The organism is Bacillus sp. MMSF_3328 (assembly GCF_030733525.1).
Classification (GTDB): Bacteria; Bacillota; Bacilli; order Bacillales; family Cytobacillaceae; genus Bacillus_AB; species Bacillus_AB infantis.
The window spans coordinates 152,224-169,292 of sequence record NZ_JASHIV010000004.1 but is presented as its reverse complement, the minus strand read 5'-3'; the positions used below and the strand labels follow the sequence as shown (position 1 = coordinate 169,292).

The 17,069-nt window shown below is 47.0% G+C and carries 19 protein-coding genes; 7 read left to right on the top strand and 12 right to left on the bottom strand.

Annotation, left to right across the window (positions count from 1 at the left end):
• Window positions 1-37 precede the first annotated feature (37 nt).
• Window positions 38-598 carry a CBO0543 family protein gene (locus tag RBB45_RS09425; protein WP_022543310.1) on the bottom strand — a complete coding sequence of 187 codons (561 nt, stop codon included), beginning with the start codon at window positions 596-598 and terminating at the stop codon, window positions 38-40.
• A 300-nt stretch (window positions 599-898) separates the two neighbouring features.
• Here RBB45_RS09425 and RBB45_RS09420 point away from each other — a divergent pair, with 300 nt between their 5' ends.
• A complete protein-coding gene (locus RBB45_RS09420) occupies window positions 899-2,335 on the top strand; it encodes a carbon starvation CstA family protein (RefSeq protein WP_022543309.1) in 1,437 nt (478 codons plus the stop codon).
• 30 nt (window positions 2,336-2,365) lie between these two features.
• Here RBB45_RS09420 and RBB45_RS09415 read toward each other — a convergent pair whose 3' ends face one another.
• Window positions 2,366-3,184 carry a sugar nucleotide-binding protein gene (locus tag RBB45_RS09415; RefSeq protein WP_101551967.1) on the bottom strand — a complete coding sequence of 273 codons (819 nt, stop codon included), beginning with the start codon at window positions 3,182-3,184 and terminating at the stop codon, window positions 2,366-2,368.
• Between the two features lie 138 nt (window positions 3,185-3,322).
• Here RBB45_RS09415 and RBB45_RS09410 point away from each other — a divergent pair, with 138 nt between their 5' ends.
• Both RBB45_RS09410 and RBB45_RS09405 read left to right on the top strand, forming a co-directional pair.
• Complete coding sequence (locus RBB45_RS09410) at window positions 3,323-4,282, top strand: DUF2268 domain-containing putative Zn-dependent protease (RefSeq protein ID WP_306009494.1); 960 nt, start codon at window positions 3,323-3,325, stop codon at window positions 4,280-4,282.
• Window positions 4,279-4,953 (top strand): AlkZ-related protein, encoded by a 675-nt coding sequence (locus RBB45_RS09405; RefSeq protein ID WP_148950601.1) that lies wholly within the window; start codon window positions 4,279-4,281, stop codon window positions 4,951-4,953. The genes RBB45_RS09410 and RBB45_RS09405 overlap by 4 nt, the downstream gene beginning before the upstream one ends.
• A gap of 246 nt (window positions 4,954-5,199) precedes the next feature.
• Here RBB45_RS09405 and RBB45_RS09400 read toward each other — a convergent pair whose 3' ends face one another.
• The 3 genes from RBB45_RS09400 to RBB45_RS09390 form a co-directional block, all read right to left on the bottom strand.
• Entirely contained in the window at window positions 5,200-5,934 is a 735-nt protein-coding gene (locus RBB45_RS09400) for a TPM domain-containing protein (protein WP_224952155.1), read from the bottom strand.
• The gene (locus RBB45_RS09395; protein WP_148975977.1) at window positions 5,934-6,509 is read right to left on the bottom strand and encodes a LemA family protein; all 576 of its coding nucleotides are present in this window, start codon (window positions 6,507-6,509) and stop codon (window positions 5,934-5,936) included. Before RBB45_RS09395 ends, RBB45_RS09400 begins: the two co-directional genes overlap by 1 nt.
• A 158-nt stretch (window positions 6,510-6,667) precedes the next feature.
• Window positions 6,668-7,294, bottom strand: a complete 627-nt coding sequence (locus RBB45_RS09390) for a metal-dependent hydrolase (RefSeq protein WP_009792389.1) — start codon at window positions 7,292-7,294, stop codon at window positions 6,668-6,670.
• Between the two features lie 230 nt (window positions 7,295-7,524).
• Between RBB45_RS09390 and RBB45_RS09385 the strand changes: the two genes are divergently transcribed.
• Window positions 7,525-8,034 carry an SRPBCC family protein gene (locus tag RBB45_RS09385; protein ID WP_224952150.1) on the top strand — a complete coding sequence of 170 codons (510 nt, stop codon included), beginning with the start codon at window positions 7,525-7,527 and terminating at the stop codon, window positions 8,032-8,034.
• Between the two features lie 172 nt (window positions 8,035-8,206).
• The gene (gene cypC, locus RBB45_RS09380; RefSeq protein ID WP_224952173.1) at window positions 8,207-9,463 is read left to right on the top strand and encodes a CYP152 family fatty-acid peroxygenase CypC; all 1,257 of its coding nucleotides are present in this window, start codon (window positions 8,207-8,209) and stop codon (window positions 9,461-9,463) included.
• Between the two features lie 95 nt (window positions 9,464-9,558).
• On the opposite strand, the gene RBB45_RS09375 is transcribed toward cypC, so the two are convergent.
• Window positions 9,559-9,759 (bottom strand): cold-shock protein, encoded by a 201-nt coding sequence (locus tag RBB45_RS09375; protein WP_009792392.1) that lies wholly within the window; start codon window positions 9,757-9,759, stop codon window positions 9,559-9,561.
• Between the two features lie 420 nt (window positions 9,760-10,179).
• On the opposite strand from RBB45_RS09375, the gene RBB45_RS09370 reads away from it, so the two are divergent.
• Window positions 10,180-11,430, top strand: coding sequence for a GGDEF domain-containing protein (locus RBB45_RS09370; protein ID WP_224952148.1), 1,251 nt, complete (start codon window positions 10,180-10,182; stop codon window positions 11,428-11,430).
• A gap of 43 nt (window positions 11,431-11,473) precedes the next feature.
• On the opposite strand, the gene RBB45_RS09365 is transcribed toward RBB45_RS09370, so the two are convergent.
• Window positions 11,474-13,519, bottom strand: a complete 2,046-nt coding sequence (locus RBB45_RS09365; RefSeq protein ID WP_224952146.1) for a catalase — start codon at window positions 13,517-13,519, stop codon at window positions 11,474-11,476.
• Window positions 13,520-13,653: 134 nt separating this feature from the next.
• A complete protein-coding gene (locus RBB45_RS09360; RefSeq protein ID WP_224952144.1) occupies window positions 13,654-14,490 on the bottom strand; it encodes a GNAT family N-acetyltransferase in 837 nt (278 codons plus the stop codon).
• 93 nt (window positions 14,491-14,583) lie between these two features.
• Between RBB45_RS09360 and RBB45_RS09355 the strand changes: the two genes are divergently transcribed.
• Window positions 14,584-15,249 carry a hypothetical protein gene (locus RBB45_RS09355; protein WP_009792396.1) on the top strand — a complete coding sequence of 222 codons (666 nt, stop codon included), beginning with the start codon at window positions 14,584-14,586 and terminating at the stop codon, window positions 15,247-15,249.
• Window positions 15,250-15,275: 26 nt separating this feature from the next.
• On the opposite strand, the gene RBB45_RS09350 is transcribed toward RBB45_RS09355, so the two are convergent.
• From RBB45_RS09350 to RBB45_RS09335, 4 genes are all read right to left on the bottom strand, one after another.
• Window positions 15,276-15,530, bottom strand: a complete 255-nt coding sequence (locus RBB45_RS09350) for a hypothetical protein (RefSeq protein WP_022543303.1) — start codon at window positions 15,528-15,530, stop codon at window positions 15,276-15,278.
• Between the two features lie 34 nt (window positions 15,531-15,564).
• Window positions 15,565-16,083, bottom strand: coding sequence for a GNAT family N-acetyltransferase (locus RBB45_RS09345; RefSeq protein WP_094768050.1), 519 nt, complete (start codon window positions 16,081-16,083; stop codon window positions 15,565-15,567).
• An 18-nt stretch (window positions 16,084-16,101) separates the two neighbouring features.
• Window positions 16,102-16,524 (bottom strand): DUF1801 domain-containing protein, encoded by a 423-nt coding sequence (locus RBB45_RS09340; RefSeq protein ID WP_094768049.1) that lies wholly within the window; start codon window positions 16,522-16,524, stop codon window positions 16,102-16,104.
• Window positions 16,525-16,873: 349 nt separating this feature from the next.
• Complete coding sequence (locus RBB45_RS09335; protein WP_009792401.1) at window positions 16,874-17,026, bottom strand: YfhE family protein; 153 nt, start codon at window positions 17,024-17,026, stop codon at window positions 16,874-16,876.
• Window positions 17,027-17,069 lie beyond the last annotated feature (43 nt).

The window sequence follows — 17,069 nt, the reverse complement described above, 5'->3', positions numbered from 1 at the left end:
AATTGGAAAAAGCTGCCTGGCAGCAGCTTTTGCACAACTACAATATTTCCGCCCATCCTTTATTTAGTATATACACACCAAAGCAGGCATAAATCAACATGGCAATAAAAAGAAGCCAATAACCCTTTGTATTTGTTCTGATTGGGGTCCGGTAGGCTCTTGGGATAAAAAACTCGCCGACAAACCCCATCAGGCGGAGGAAAAGCCAATAAAGGGAATAAGAGTCCCAATAATCCCAGCCATTGTGAAACCTTATAAAGCCCGCATAATCCTTTAAAAGGACTTCAATGGAAAACACGGCTGTGATACTGATAAAAAAGAAAGGAAAAGTGTTTTTTTCAGGTCTGTACCTAATCAATAATATTGCCAGGAAACTGAAGCTGACGGCTGCTGCCGGCAGAACCTCTTTCATTGGCAGAGCATAGCGGTAAAAGCCCATCCTGAAAAACATTACGCAGAATAGTGCGGCAGTGATGCTGCTCAATATGAACATAATCCCATAGCGGAGAGTGTTATACCTTATCAAATATAGACTGCCTGCACCGGTAGCAATCAGAACGGTCCATAAAATGGCGTAATGGGCAGCTGTGTGGCTCATATTGAATGCTCCTGCCGTCATGTGTCTTAATAGCCGTTAGTGTCCCGCACTATCGGAATATCATTCATGCATCTTCCCCATTTCCTCTAGAAGCAACAGCCCATAGCTTATTGGAATTCAGGAAAAAAGTCCGCTGGGCAGTAAGGGCTTTCTTTATGATTAAATAGGCTCTGGTGCAAGAATGGTGTCCAGAGCCAATAAACCAAATTTTATATTTTTTCTGAAAAATCTGTTGTTTTTATGCATAAAAGTGTTAAAATGTTTCATATTCCAAAAGCAATCAACAGGAGGAGAACAATAATGGCTACTTTTTTTGGAGCACTAGTCCTGCTTGTACTCGGCTACGTTTTTTATTCTAAATTTGTGGAACGCGTATTCATCATTAATGACAGCACTCCGACACCTGCATATACGAAAAGGGACAATCTCGATTATGTACCGATGAGCTGGTGGAAGGGAAACCTGATTCAGCTCTTAAATATAGCTGGCCTCGGGCCGATCTACGGAGCGGTGGCCGGAGCCTTATACGGTCCTGCAGCCTTTATTTGGATAGTGGCAGGAACAATTTTTGCAGGAGGCGTCCATGACTATTTTTCAGGCATGATGTCCCTCCGCCATCAGGGAGAACAATACCCTTCCCTTGTCGGCCGTTATCTCGGACAAACCGTTAAAACCATTATCAGCGTCGTTTCGCTTGTATTGATGGTGCTGGTGGCAGCCGCGTTCACCGCCGGCCCCGCCCAGCTGATCGCCCAGCTGACACCTCTCAGTTTTACGGTCTCGCTGCTGATTATTTTTGCCTATTTCCTGCTGGCAACCATCCTGCCGATCAACCGCGTTATCGGGAAGATTTACCCTCTGCTCGGCGGCATCCTGCTTTTCATGGCATTGGCAATCGGCATTTCATTACTTTTTTCCGGTAAAAGCATCCCCAACCTGACATTGGAGAACCTTCATCCAGGGGAGCTGCCGATCTGGCCGCTATTGATGGTCACCATTTCATGCGGAGCCATTTCAGGATTCCACTGTACGCAAAGCCCGATTGTCGCCTGTACGATGAAAAAAGAATCAGACGGCCGCAAAATCTTTTATGGCGCCATGGTTACTGAAGGCGTCATCGCCCTTATCTGGGCAGCAGCCGGCATGACCTTTTTCAATGGAACAGCCGGCCTGGGAGAGGCACTCGCAGCAGGAGGCCCATCCGGAGTCGTGAATGAAATCTCCACCTCCCTTCTTGGGACACTTGGCGGAATCCTGGCCATTCTTGGCGTTATCATTCTGCCTATCACCACGGGAGATACGGCACTTCGCTCTTCCCGTATGATCCTGACTGAAATCTTTGCCAAATTCTTTAATATGGAAAGCAAAATCAAGATTCTTCTGGTAACCGTGCTGGTTGCAGTGCCGGCTCTGTTCCTGGCAACCATTGACTACACTTTCCTCTGGAGATATGTGGGCTGGACCAATCAGGTGGTTGCTACCGTCATGCTGTGGACAGGCACTGTATACCTTCTGAAGAACAGCCGCTTTCACTGGATCTGCGGGGTGCCGGCCCTGTTTATGACAGGCGTCGTCTGCACGTATATTTTTTACGCACCGGAAGGATTGGGGATGGATTACCGGCTGTCCATGATCATTGGCTTCTCGCTGGCGGCCGCCGTGCTCGCCTGGTATATCAGCCAGATATTCAAATACCGCCAGCTGCGGGTGAACAGCAAGGATTTCCGCGCGGCATAAACTACAAAAAGGGCCTCGGCCCTTTTTTGTTTACTTCAATAATTCTTCGATCATATCGTCATGAGAGAATACCAGATGCGGAGGAATATCCTGCCTGATGGACTCAAGGCCAAAATGATAGCTGTTATGTTCGTCCTTGAAAATGACAGGCCGGATACTCTCCTGATTTCCTGGCAGACGCTCTGCCAGCCTGGCGGCAAATGCAAACTGCGAAAGCATATCTTTTGTTCCTAAATGGAAGATTCCCTTCAGCCTGTTCTCCATCATATAACTCACCGCCCTCGCCAGCTGTACATCCGTTAAATGATTGCATGCCAGATGAGTGTAAGCCTCCATCCCTTCCTTCTTCTGAAGCGCATCTTTAAGATGGCTTAACCTTTGAGATTTCTTCCCCCATATTGCAGGAATCCGGATGATCGCTGCCCTCTCCCCCAGAACCCCCTGCAGCATGCTTTCACACCGGATCTTAAAACGGCCATAATCGGTCTGTGATTGAGGCATATCATTCTCGTTATGGTGCTTTGAAAAATCCCCATCAAAAACATTAGCTGTTGAAAAATAATAAAGCATGGAGTTTCCATCCTTCATTGCTTCCGCAAGCTCCTGATGGAACTTCAGCTGAGCGGAAAAGTCCCCCCTTAAGCAGGAAACCGTGATATCCGGCCTGATGGATGAAATCAGGCTCCCTGCAGCACCAGGGTCACCGACATCAAGCTGAATGTCCCTCTCGGACACAGTTCTATTCACCGCAGAATGATAAGTAGCATAAATCTTAAAATCCTCCCTTACCTGTTCCGCCAAAGCTTTTCCTATAAGCCCGCTTGCTCCTAAAATAAGCAGTTTTTTCATAATCGGCCTCCAATCATTTTCCTGGACATATGCTTAACGTTTTCAAGGTGAAAGGAGATACGGGATACACCATGTAATTTTTTCCAAATTAAACTATAATATTTATATCCTAATTTAACAGAAAGGCAGGTACCAGTGATGAAACAGCCCCTCCTTACGCTGGTTACTCTCATACTCATTTCTGCAGTTCTTGCCGGATGTGAAAAAGAGGCCGATGAAGCAACTAAGCCGGTCGTCTCATCCTTCAAAAATGATGGCGGAAACCAGAATTTCAACATTGTCCATGCACAGTACCTCTATGAAGATTATCTGGATAATCTTGAACAGACACCACGCCAGGAACGGCAGGCACTTTATGAAGAAAAAATTCTTAAGCCTATTGAAAAGGAATGTTTTACAGACCTTGATTACCCTCATATGGCAGAGGAAATCCAGGATTATCAGGTGAACAAATTTCCAGGCACCCTTAAAAAAGTAATAAATTCAATGAACAAAGAGCGTTTGGACTCCCTGATTAAAGAAGCGCTCGAAAAATCTTCTGAAATTCTCCCATCCACTAAAGACATCAATGTGTGCATTTTTCCGACAGACAACACAATGGTTAAAACCATGGTGGCCACCGGTGCAGGCAGGATTATTTTTTATTATAGTGATTATAATTCTTCTGATCGCATGATCAAAAGTTCAATATCCCATGAATACCATCACAGCACATGGACAGAGCAGCATTTTGAGAGTTCTCATCAGAATACAGTTTTGGACAACCTTGTTTTTGAGGGAAAAGCCGTCATGTTTGAAGAAACAGTATATCCGGGAATGACCAGCCTCCCCCTCGATACAAAGGCAGCTCCAGTTTTCTGGAATAAGGTGAGAGACGACCTCCATAAGGCTGACTTTAGCCGATCACTTGAAGTGCTTAATGGCGGTGGCCCCCTTCCCCTCCATTACGGCTACAGCGAAGGATACAAAATCGTGAAAGCCTACATTGAAGAAACAGGCAGCACCGTCGAAGAGTCGACAGCCGCTTCGCCTGATGAAATATTGAAAAAAGGCAGATACATAGAAAGATATTATCCAAAGGAGGAAGCTGAATCATGAAAGATTACAAAGCAGTGGAATTTAATGAAGCAGCAGTCATCATCAAGGAGACAGGCCTGCTGCCGCTGGCTCCCCTCATTCCGGGATACCCGGCGCTCAATACCATTACGGATCCTGAAAGCTGGCATGCAGGAGGAGATTCAGACCCTTGGACATGGCGGACCCGGTTTGCGGGAGAAGGGATTGCCGCTTACGGAAAGTTCATCAGTAAAAAGGCAGTTTTCATTTCAAAAGACTGGGTACCTCTTTTTCTCGCTGTTCTGGGGAAAAACGATGGGCCTGAAGAAAGATACCATAAGGGGGAGCTATCAAAAGAAGCGCTGACTCTGTTCAGCCTCATCAGTGCCCATGAAGATATCGACACGCGCCTTTTGCGAAAAAAAGCTAATCTGCTTGGCAAAGAGCACAAAAAGGCTTTCGACCAAGGATTGCAGGAACTGCAGGGAAGCATGGATATTGTCATTTCCGGAATAAAGGAAAAACAAAATGAAGCAGGGGAAACGAACGGATGGAACAGCACCTCCTATGAAACGATGGAAAGCTGGCTGGAGAAAAACGGGATTGAGCGCCTCGCTATCAGCAGAGAGGATGCCAGAGAAAAACTATTGCAGCATTTCTCCGGTTTCTGCCCGGACGAAGCGATGAAGAAGATTTCAAAAATATTATCCTAAAATGGTGAAAAGCCGAAAACTAATCATTCATAGTTTCCGGCTTTTTATTAATCTGTTCGTCTAAAGCTCGGGGTTAGCCTTAAGACGTGTTTGCAGCGGTTGAATGTGAGTGGTTTAGAATCAGAGCGGTGCTTGAATTTACCGATTGAAGGATTCATTCACTTAAAGCCGGTGTTTTTTTGATTATTTCCTGACTTTTTCTACCGAATCGGCAAAATCACACGCAAGCAGCCCTTCTTTTCTCTCTCACCAGCCCCTGCTGGCACCTCCGCCGCCGGATGAGCCGCCCCCGCCGCCGCGTGGTCCGCCTCCGCCGCCTCTTCCTCCGCCCCGCGAAATGACAGAAAGAAGAATATAGGTCAGTGTACCGCCAAAGAACATGAAATCCAGCACAATGACCCCGACGATAATAATAAATAATAGCCAGGAAGGAATGCCTGTGCCCTGCTCTCCTGCAGGCTGTGCTGTACCCTGGCCATACTCCGCTGCGGCTTCGCCGGCAAGTGTTTTATATGTGTCAAGGACAGCCTGCCCCGGCTGTCCGGCCTGGAGCAGCGGAATCGTCATTTCATCCAGTATCCTTCCGGCTTTGCCGTCAGGTATCCGGCCCTCCAGCCCATAGCCGACTTCAATCCGGGCTTTTTTGTCCTTCATGGCAAGAACAAGCAGGACGCCATTGTTTTCTTCGGCACTGCCGATTGCATATTGCCGGAATGCCTGGTTCGCGTATTCCTCAATTGGCCTTCCCCCGGTTGTTTCCACTGTCAGGACTGCTACCTGGGCAGTGGTCCGGTCTTCAAGAGAGCGCCCGAGGGCCCGTATTTCATTTTCCTGCTCCGGACTTAAGACATCTGCAAAGTCCTGGACATATATATCCCCGGATGGGGCGGGAATTCCGTTTTCTTCACCGTGTGCCGCGCCTGCAGAGACAAACAGCAGGAGCAGCGCCAGAACAAGCGGGAATGCCCGATGCCGGATCATTACTCATTGCCCCCAAAGTCAACTTCAGGCGCTTCTTCGGCAGCTGGATCGGCCCGGAAGTATTCTTTTTCATCGAAGCCTGTCACTTTAGCAACAATTACACCGGGAAAATTTTGGACTCTTTTGTTATAGCTTCCCACCTGCTCATTATAATCCTGGCGGGCTACGGATATCCGGTTCTCTGTTCCGGCAAGTTCATCCATCAGCTGCGTAAATTGCTTGTCCGCCTTCAGATTCGGGTAGTTCTCAACCACAACGAGCAGCCTGCTCAATGCATTCGAAAGCTCGGTATTGGCCGTCGCTTCTTCTTCCGGTGTCCTTGCTCCTGCCAGCCTCGCCCTGGCATCAGAGATGGATTGGATGACTTCCTTTTCGTGGGCAGCATACCCTTTGACTGTATTAACGAGGTTCGGGATCAGATCCAGCCTTCGCTGAAGCTGGTTTTCGATCTGCGCATACGCTTTGTCCACATCTTCCTCAGCATTTACAAATCCATTATAGCTGGATCCCAGCATCATAAAAATGATGACTAAGGCTACAACGGCAATCGCTATCCCTGCAAAACCCTTTTTCAAGTTGTCCACTTCCAATTCATAGATGATTTATCTGCTTGAACATTATTTTTCCTTCTTTTCCGGAAAGCTAAACTTTCAAGAAGGGAATGAAAGATGGCATTTTCAGGATATAACTTTCCAGCTTATAAAAAGAAGCAGCCCCCTTCAGGACTGCTTCTTCATATCTCTTTTGATGAAAATGGCAGCAATAATTTAATGCCGCGCCTGTTAAAAGGTAAAAACTTCATATCGGTGATAAGATGGCTCGCATAGGCAGCCATGCAGGTCTTAAAGACTCCTTCTATCCCAAGGGAGCTATCGAGCTGATAGGCAATCACCCCAAAGAAAATCAGGCCAGCCGCTGAATGCGTGTAGGTCCTATGGGAGACAAATGATGCTGCAATGATGTATATGCCCAAAAGCAAAAGCCAGCTTTCCTGAAGAGACAAGCCGCCGGCCGCTATCCCGATTCCTGTAACCGTCAGCATCCTCCTCTTCGTGATGAAGGATGCCAGGATTACAATGGCTGCACCAGCCCCCATTCCGAGCCAGCGCTCCTGATCTCCTCCTTCAAGAAAGCTGTACAAACACATCAAAAGCCCTATCGTCTGGGCTATCGAGCGGATTGCTTTATGTGATATCGTAATTTTATTGCTGAGCTTGCCGTCGATATCGGCATCCGGCAAGAGGGCTGAAGCTGTGCCGATCCCCACTAGTACAAGAGTTTCCGCAGGGCTTGATTGCACGGCATTTGCTGCCATAAATCCAATGACGGCCCCGACTGTCATATGCGCTGTTCCGTTCATGCTGTCATCCTGTCTATTTTTATAAGTTACTTATTATACTAGCATAATAGAACATATGATTGCATAGGGAATTAGTCTTTTCCAGGAAAAATATAACTTCATTTTTGATAAATAAATTTACAGCTTTCATTCTTTTAACGTATATTTAGAATAGTATAATTATGGCCGGGCCAGACTTCGCAGCTTCTATTTCCCACCTCCCTCGGCTGAATATTTCAAAGGAGGAGGACATGACAATGCTAAAAGATACCCGAACCGGGCTAGTGGTTTCAAGGAAATTCGATGCGCCGCGCGAGCTTGTATTCAAAGCATGGACAGAAGCAGAGCACCTCAAGAACTGGTGGGGCCCAAAAGGTTATGCCATGAAGGTCACCATGCTGGAACTCCATCCAAAAGGAATGTTCCACTATAGCCAAAAGTCTCCCGAAGGATATGAAATATGGGGCCGGTTCATCTTTGATGAAATTTCTCCTCCGGATAAGCTCGTATTTATAAATTCATTTTCAGATGAAGAAGGGAGTGCTGTCCGCGCTCCTTTTAATTCCGGATGGCCTCTTGAAGTGGTCAATCATGTAAGCTTCCTCAGTTCGGAGGATCAAACCGAGATAGAGCTGTTCGCGTCCCCTCTAAATCCTGAAGATCATGAGCAGCGCAGCTTTGAAGCTGCACTTGATGGTTTGCACCAGGAATACTCCAGCACCTTCAGCCAGCTGGATGAATACTTAAGGATGATTAAATAATCTGTCATTCTCCCCATTACTTGATGGGGAGTTTTTTTGTTCCTGCAAACAATATTGCCGGGTTTCAGAAGTTTCTATTAAAGAAACTTAAGCCCGGTGTTTAACCGCCTGCAATTAGTGAAAAATAATACAAGACAAATGCAGGTATACAAAGGAGCAGATGCTGATGGCCATGAACGGGCAGATTCCTCATGATAAAAGTCTTGATAACAGCCTTACTTTAATGAAGGAAGGCTACGAATTTATTCCTAACAGAAAAGAACGGTACGGAACAGAGCTTTTTGAAGCCCGGCTGCTCGGGCAAAAGGTGATTTGCATGAGCGGACAAGAAGCGGCTCGGCTATTCTATGATACAGACCGTTTCAAAAGAAACGGGGCCGCTCCCAAACGGATACAAAAAACATTGTTTGGTGAAAATGCCATCCAGACGATGGACGGTGACGCCCATATCCACCGTAAACTGTTGTTCATGTCCCTGATGACGCCTCCCCACCAAAAAAGGCTTGCCGGGATGGTCATGAATGAATGGAAGGCAGCGGCAGCCAAATGGCAGGAAGACGGCCGTGAAGTTGTGCTGATGGAAGAAGCAAAGGTTATTCTCTGCCGCACAGCCTGTGCATGGGCGGGTGTCCCGCTGAAGCAGGAGGATGAAAAAGAGAGAGCTGAAGAGTTTGCCGATATGGTAGACGCCTTCGGGGCGGTTGGTCCCCGCCATTGGAAAGGCAGGCATGCGAGGGGCAGCTCAGAAGACTGGATACGGGGTCTTATCGAGGATGTCAGAGATGGAAAGCTGGCTGCAGAAGAAGGTACTGCCCTGTATGAAATGGCCTTCCACAAAAATCTGGATGGGACTCATCTTGATTCACAAATGGCCGCTGTCGAGCTCATCAATGTTCTCCGCCCGATTGTTGCCATTTCGACTTTCATTGCCTTTTCTGCCCTTGCCCTTCACGGTCATCCCCGCTATAAGGAGATGCTGCAGACCCGCAGCGGCAGCGAGCTTGAAATGTTTGTCCAGGAAGTGCGGCGCTTTTATCCTTTCGGTCCGTTCCTTGGAGCGATTGTACGCAAAGACTTCATCTGGAATGAGGCGGAATTCAAAGAGGGGATGCTTGTCCTTCTCGACATTTATGGAACCAACCATGACCCGCTGCTTTGGGAGGAACCGTACGAATTCCGGCCGGAGCGTTTCGGAAATTGGGACGGCAACCTATTTGACCTGATCCCTCAAGGCGGCGGCGATGCCTCGAAAGGCCACCGCTGTCCCGGAGAAGGCATAACGATTGAGGTTATGAAAGCAAGCCTTGACTTCCTCGTGAACGAGATCGACTATTCTGTTCCGGAGAATCAGGACTTGAGCTTCAGCCTTTCCAGGATGCCGACATTTCCAGAGAGCGGCTTTATTATGAGCAATATTAAAAGGAAATGACCGTTATAGAGGACTCCGCCGTTTATAGGGCGGGTGTCCTTTCCTTTTTGCCGAAAAAAAAACAGGCACTCAATTGAGTGCCCATTCTTTGCGTATTAGCCTTTAACTACGTTAGAAGCTTGAGGTCCGCGCTGACCTTCTTCGATGTCGAAAGAAACTTCTTGACCTTCGTCAAGAGTTTTGAAACCTTCGCCTTGGATAGCTGAGAAGTGAACGAATACATCTTGACCTTCTGAAGTTTCGATGAATCCGAATCCTTTTTCTGCATTAAACCATTTAACTTTACCTGTAGCCATGTTTGTTGCCTCCTTGCGTGTAAACACACATTGTATTACTATTCTTGCTCAAAGTTATCAAGGCGAAAAGTATCAAAACTGTTCTTTCCTTATATACCGAACAAAAATAATTTCACTTTATGATAACAGATTAACAAAGGATAAGCAAATTTATTCGTTAAAAAAATGGAAACGGTAACAATCCGATAAATCTCGACAATTTTCTTATGTGCCAGGCACCCTAGTTGGACAAATGTCCATCTGCCGTGCCTGGCACCCTTCTATTCTAGTTGGGAAAATCATGTAATATTTGTTTTTTTTATGTTCTGAATTTTTAAATTGCTATATAATTAGAAAATAGGTTTGTGGCAATTAAGCTGTTTGACTTTTTAAGACCGATTTTTTTATAACAATCGCGGGGAAGGGGTCCAAATACCAATTATGCTAAAGGCGCGATTATTTATCTTTTTTATTTTCTTCACCTCACTTGCTGTTGCTTCCCAATCGGATTGGACGGTTCCGGAGATGAATCTATATCTCCTGGCCCTTGCTTTTTATTGGATCTTTTCTATTTCTTATTTCCATCTTAGGATACACAGCAAGCTGGGCAGCTCGACCATTGACTATGGCATTACCTACAGCCTTTCATTCGGACTTTTCGCCGGGCCGGCAGGGCTGCTGATATTCGAGACGCTCTATCGCTTTACGGTTTATTTTACAAAAGTGAAGACCAAAACAGCAGATCCTGATGAATTCGTCCATACCTTTTACAATATCGGTGCCTTTACGCTGAATAACAGCATTGCCTATTTCATCTTTCAATCTCTGTATCCCAGGATGGAAGGCATCCCATTCGGCTTCTGGCTGCTGATGCTGCTGCTTATTACCGTGACAGCCATCCTGTCTGACCTTTATTTGATCATTTTCTTCTCGTTCCTTGGAGAAATCAATACGCGCAGGGAGGCAATCGATTTTATAAAAAGCAGGAGTGTCCTTGATATGGGAAAGATCGCTTTTACAAACGGATTCCTCCTTCTTTTCCTCCAGCAAGGGAAATGGGATATGCTCCTTGGCCTGTTCCTGCTGAATTATCTTGTGAGCCGGTCTTTCCTTTCCAAGTCACAGAGTGCACAGCATAAATATGAGCGCGATAAATTTGAGCAGATGGCATATACCGACTTTCTCACAGGTGTCCATAACCGCGCCTTCATGGATCAGAAAATGAAGGAATTGGACAAGGCCCAGGAAACGGTTGGGATCATAGTGGCCGATATAGACAAATTTAAACTGATCAATGACTCTTATAACCACGCAGTAGGCGACTGCGTTATCAGGCATTTTGCGGATTGCCTGAAAGGGGTGCTCACAGAGGAAGATATCCTTATCCGGAGCGGCGGAGAGGAATTCACTCTTTTCCTCCGCGGCAGGAACTTTAATCAATGCAGCAAGCTGATTGAAGATATTAACCGGGGGCTTTTGGAAAAGCCGGCTGAAGCCGATTTCCACGGAAAAAGGATTCAGATAGGCTATACAGCCTCTTTCGGTCTTTATTATGGGAAGGTGAACACAGAAACTCCAATGGAAAAAGCCTATATCCTGGCAGACCAGCTGCTTTTTCAGGCAAAAGATCTTGGCAGGAACCGTGTTTCGGCCAAGAACGGTTTAGTCAGCCTGGAAGCTATAGGGTCTTAGCATTACAAAGAAAGCAGCGGAATCATGTTCCGCTGCTTTCCTTTTATACCAGCTCCCGCTCCCAAAAGCGGTGCTGGGCAATTGCCTGGATAAACTCCTCTGCGAAGCTTTCCGCTCCATCTCCAAGTACAATTCCTGCAGCATTGTTTTTACCTCTGTTTTCAAGCCAGTTCCTGCCTTCATGAGTCGCTCCGATCGGCTTATAGTGAGCGAAGGCCTCATGGATGAAATAGGCTGCATCCTGCTGAAATTTCTTTGTCCCGCCACTGCCTCCTGCGGCATATATGGCATCCACCAAGACAGATTCAGTGGTAAGGAATGTATCTTGGACTTCAAGCTCGCTACCATCAGAGCCTTTAATCGTCCCGAGCCTGCTGCTGATTATGACGGGCATAATGCCTTCTGCCTTCAAGGCTTCCAGTACCTTCATGATTTCTCCATTAAATCCATCAGCGGCAATGACTCCCACCTTGCGTGTTGCAGGAAGCTTCTTCGTTTTTTCCTGGCTGAGTGCAGGCGAGGATTTTGTTACAGCAGAACCGCCCTCTTCAGGAGGGACTGCCCCGATATTTTTTGCAAATTCTCTTGTCATTTCAAGATCGACATTGGCAAACATGTCCACAACCTGCTGCTGGATCGACTTGCTCTTCACTTTGCCGAGTTCAAAGCTGAACGCATCGATGATATGCTGCTTTTCCGGTCCGCTCATACTGTTCCAGAAAAGCTTCGCCTGTGAAAAGTGGTCCTTGAAACTATCGCTCCTCGCCCTTACCTTGCGACCCTCGACCTTCTCCTGGTAATGAACATACCCGCCCTCTTCCTCTGACGCAGGAGAAGGGGTATTATTGGCGATTGAGTTATTATGATAGCTCACCGGTCCCTTGTTGATGGTCTGCCGGTGGAAACCATCCCGCTGGTTGTTATGGAAAGGGCAAACCGGGCGGTTAATCGGTATCTCATGGAAGTTTGGCCCTCCCAGACGAAGGAGCTGTGTATCAGTATAGGAGAACAAGCGCCCCTGCAGCAGCGGATCATTGGTAAAATCAATCCCCGGCACTACATGGCCCGGGTGGAAAGCGACCTGCTCAGTCTCCGCAAAAACATTGTCCACATTCCGGTTGAGCGTCATTTTTCCAATGATTTGGACGGGTATGTCCTCCTCCGGCCAGAGTTTCGTAGGATCAAGTATATCGAAATCAAAGGAGAATTCGTCTTCTTCTTTTATCACCTGGATCCCCAGCTCGAATTCTGGATAGTTGCCCTGTTCAATAGACTCCCAAAGATCCCTGCGGTTAAAATCAGGATCCTTGCCGGCTATTTTCTGTGCTTCGTCCCAGACGAGGGAATGGACGCCAAGCACAGGCTTCCAGTGGAATTTCACAAAATGCGAGATACCCTCCTCATTCACAAGGCGGAATGTATGGACGCCAAACCCTTCCATCATGCGGAAGCTTCTTGGCAATGCGCGGTCTGACAAAGCCCACATGATCATATGGGCGGATTCCTGATTGTTGGCGACAAAATCCCAGAAGGTATCGTGGGCAGCAGAAGCCTGCGGCATTTCATTATGCGGCTCAGGCTTGATTGCATGAACAAGATCCGGGAACTTAATGGCATCCTGTATAAAAAATACCGGCATATTATTTCCTACCAGGTCATAATTGCCTTCTTCTGTATAGAACTTTGTCGCAAACCCGCGCACATCCCTGACAGTCTCGGCTGATCCCCGGAAGCCGACAACCGTTGAGAATCTTACAAATACAGGGGTTTTCACAGCAGGGTCCTGCAGGAACTTTGCCTTTGTATACTTTTTCATAGATTCATATACCTGGAATTCCCCATGCGCTGCAAAGCCGCGTGCATGAACGACCCGCTCGGGGATCCGTTCGTGGTCAAAATGAGTCATTTTTTCCCGGAAATGAAAATCCTCCAGCAAGGTAGGCCCCCGGACACCGGCTTTAAGCGAGAACTCGTCCTCTGATACTTTGACTCCCTGATTGGTTGTCAGCTTTTCTCCACGGTCGTCTGTCCTGAATTGCTCCAGCTGTTTGTTTTTGCTGGATTCATTTACATTGCGGTTATCTTTCATTCAGTCTCCTCCTCATATAGAATGGCTCATGCTGACTGGCAGCTATGTACAAGTCCCTTACCCATTCCCAGTAGAAGAGAGAGCTAAACAGAGAAAGCAGACTAAATGTTTCAATTTTTTGAACAGTGGTTATTTTAATCTGGATATGGAATGACGACAGCCTGGCACGACTTTTCATAGAATTCAATTGGCCCCGCCCCGCCGATGACCGCATATTCATAGCCGATTTCTTTCATATTCTTCAGGCAGGCATGGAGAAGGGCGCTTCCTGTTCCTTTTTCCCGAATGCCTCCAGCCACTCCCATCGGCCCGAAATATCCCTTTTTTCCCTTGTATGAATCAAATACTGCAAACCCAATCAGTTCCCCGTCTCCACTGAAAGCTATGTAGACCGGCGGTTCCTCCTGCTCCATCCCAGCTTCAGCCGTTTGGGTCCATTCAGCCGAAAAATGGGCTTCTGCAAATGCGGCAAGCATCTCTCTATCCTTTTTCCCTGCTCTCCTGACCGCAGAGAGCAGCTTGTCAGGCGGTGAGTACGATGCCAGATGTACAGCTAAATCTCTGGCTGCTGCCCCGACTGCTAGCATCTGCTGTTTATCTTCCTTCCCTGCCAAATCAGCAAGACAATCACAGGAAAGCAGCGCCTTCAGGAGATGGCCTTCATTAAGGATCATCTGGCCGTATTTCTTCATATATCCAGCCGCCGCCTCCATCACGACCTTTGTTTCCTCAGATATCTCTGCCGGAAATCCAAGCAGCAAGCTCCCCCCTTCTTCAGAATTTTTGACTGAGGCTGAGCGGAGGCTGCTTATGTCTAAACGGCACTTATTCGCCAGTTCCGCAAATGCCCCGGTCCTTTCAAGCAGGCACCCTGATAGCAGATGCTCCGGCTGGATAAACCGGCAGCCAGTCTCCACCCGTTCTCCTTCTGCCAAGTGGATGATCCTTTTCAGGCGGTCTGTCATCTTCATTTTTCTTAGCCTCCTTCTGATTTTTAAAAATAGGGAACCTTTTTCCATCTTCTCCGTATTAATTAGGAGGGCAAGGGGCAAAAATTTTAGACAATGAAAGGGCGGAAAACGATGTGGCTTGACCTGTTTTTTATTATGATGTTCCTTATCGGATGCTACTACCTGCTGCAGCTCCGGCTCCGTATAAAAAAAGCGGCCGATTTGTCGGGACAAGCTTTATTCCCACGCACACAGGAAGAATATTCAGGCATCCTGCTGCCAGGCGAATGGAAGGAAATGCAGCCAATCACGAAAAATACTAGATCCTATCAGTATATAAAATGGGGAACCGTATGTGCTTTTTTCCTCATGGCCGGCTTCCTCCTGCTCCTACTTTTAACCGATTGGTTTGACCCCGCCTTCTTGAATGCGGCTTATATATTCTTTGCCATTGCAAGCTTCATCCGCCAGCCGCAGAATCTATTTATCATGAAGGACGGCATGATTCTGCACGGAAGGTTTTACAGCCAGACCGAAATCCGCTCTTTTGAAACAGAGAAAATTGTCCGCTGGCATCCTCTTTACGGGCTGGACTCCCGCGCAGACAATGGCTATCAATTAAAACTCAAGGTGAAGAATCGTTTGTTTCAGCCAGGCCTCATTGCTGTGCCGGATAAAAAGCACTTAACAGCAATAGAAAACCTGCTTGGAAATATAGGTATAGAAAGAACCAGTTCAAGTGAATATGAGAGTAAAAAGGAATCCTCCAGCGGGGCATAATGCTGGAGGATTTTTTACGGCTCCTGTCACCGGGCACTTTTTTTCCACGACAGCACTGCTCCAAACAGGAGCGCACCTGCTATAAAAGTCAGAGGTAATATCCAGGGGGACGGTGCCGGTCCAAATGAAACCAAGGCCGGTGCTGAGGCAGCTTCATGCCAGGCCCTGTCCATATCAGGTTCATAGTTTTTGGTTTGTATATAGCCATTCACCATAGAATAAGCCGCATATATTAGATGGCATGATGCTGAAAGGATACATGCCTTTACTGCCAGCTTCATCGCTTCATCTCTCCTATTCTTGATTTTCTGGCTGCTAAAATGCAGCGTTAAAATCCTTCCATCCATACACACAGAGCTCGAGCTCCCGGCCGCTGCCGATTTTTATTGGGATAGCATCCTTCAGCAGCCTTGCACCAGTGCGTTCATAAAAGCTGCAGGCGTCATTTTCTTTCAGCACCTTTACGATAGCAGAACGAATCCCCTCTTTTTGAAATACTTGAAAAAGCTCTTGCAGGAGTGCCTTTCCAAGGCCAGCCCCCTGATGCTCTTCAAGCACATATAGACAGGTGACATCCCCCTTGAAACCGCCATACTCCCCTGTTTCCTCTTGACTTCCGTCTGCAAAACCAACTATCCTGCCATTTTCCTCTGCCACAAGTACAATATTTCCGGGTATCGCGATATTCCTGTGCCACAGTTCGGTCCTTTTTTCCACGGAAAGAGCTGCTAGATATTCATCATCAATAATGCCCCTATAAGCAGTCCTCCATGTTTCCACATGGACTTTGGCGATTCCTTCTGCATCCTGGTCCTTCGCTCTCCTGATCTTCATTCTTGCCCCTCCCGTCCCCTAGGATTCCGGATATGTATTCCTTAGAAACCGGATCGATTGGAGGATCAGCTCCCTTAATACCTCTTCATCCACATCTGCCAGCTTATTGATGTACACACAGGCCTTGCCGGCTGTATGCTTGCCGAATCTTTCAAGCAGTTCTCCCCTTTGAGTGTCTCCTGTGGCAAAATAGAGGCTGATCTTTGCCTTCCTCGGGGAAAAGCCGACAAGCGGTGCGTCTCCTTCATGCCCGGTCTTATATTTATAATGATAAGATCCAAATCCGATAATGCTCTCTCCCCACATCTTCGCCTTGTATCCGCTTGTATCTTCAAAAATTTCAATCAGTCTGTATGCATCCTGCCGTTTCTTCGGGCTGTCTACATTTTCAATGAATTCTTCTACACTTTTATCATTTTCCCTCGTCTTCTGCTCGTACATCATTTCCCTCCTTAAGTTTCTATTTTACTTAGTGTACATTTCTACAGCAGGGGCTGTTCTCCTTCCTGCAGACGGCCTTTTTACAAAGAAAATCGCAAGCGCCTTGATCATCCTATAGGAACGCAGACTAAGAACGCCACGTCCTGTGGCAACGTCTGCATGTCCCCCATCCTGGGGGCCTCAAGCCAATACTCCCGGAAAGGCGTTCTTTGCCTTTTTGGGAGTATTGGCTTGTGACCTCGAGGGGGTAGGCGCAGCTGCTAGACAGTAGACAAAGTAGAAAAGATATTCTTTCTTATCTTATAAGATGCAAAAAGCCCCGCCGTCTTGCGGCAGGGCTTCCTTTCCATCATTCACTTTTTTCGCTGGAATCGGAGTCTTGTTTCTTTTCTGCTTTATAGGCTTTCTTGAAATCACTGCTGTAGTTCACTTCCTGGGTATCGGAGAGACCGTTGTTCTGCTCTGTGTTGAACCCTTTGTATGGTGGTTTTTTGTCTGCCATTTTAGCATTCTCCTTTCCAATTTATATTCATTATTCTTTTACC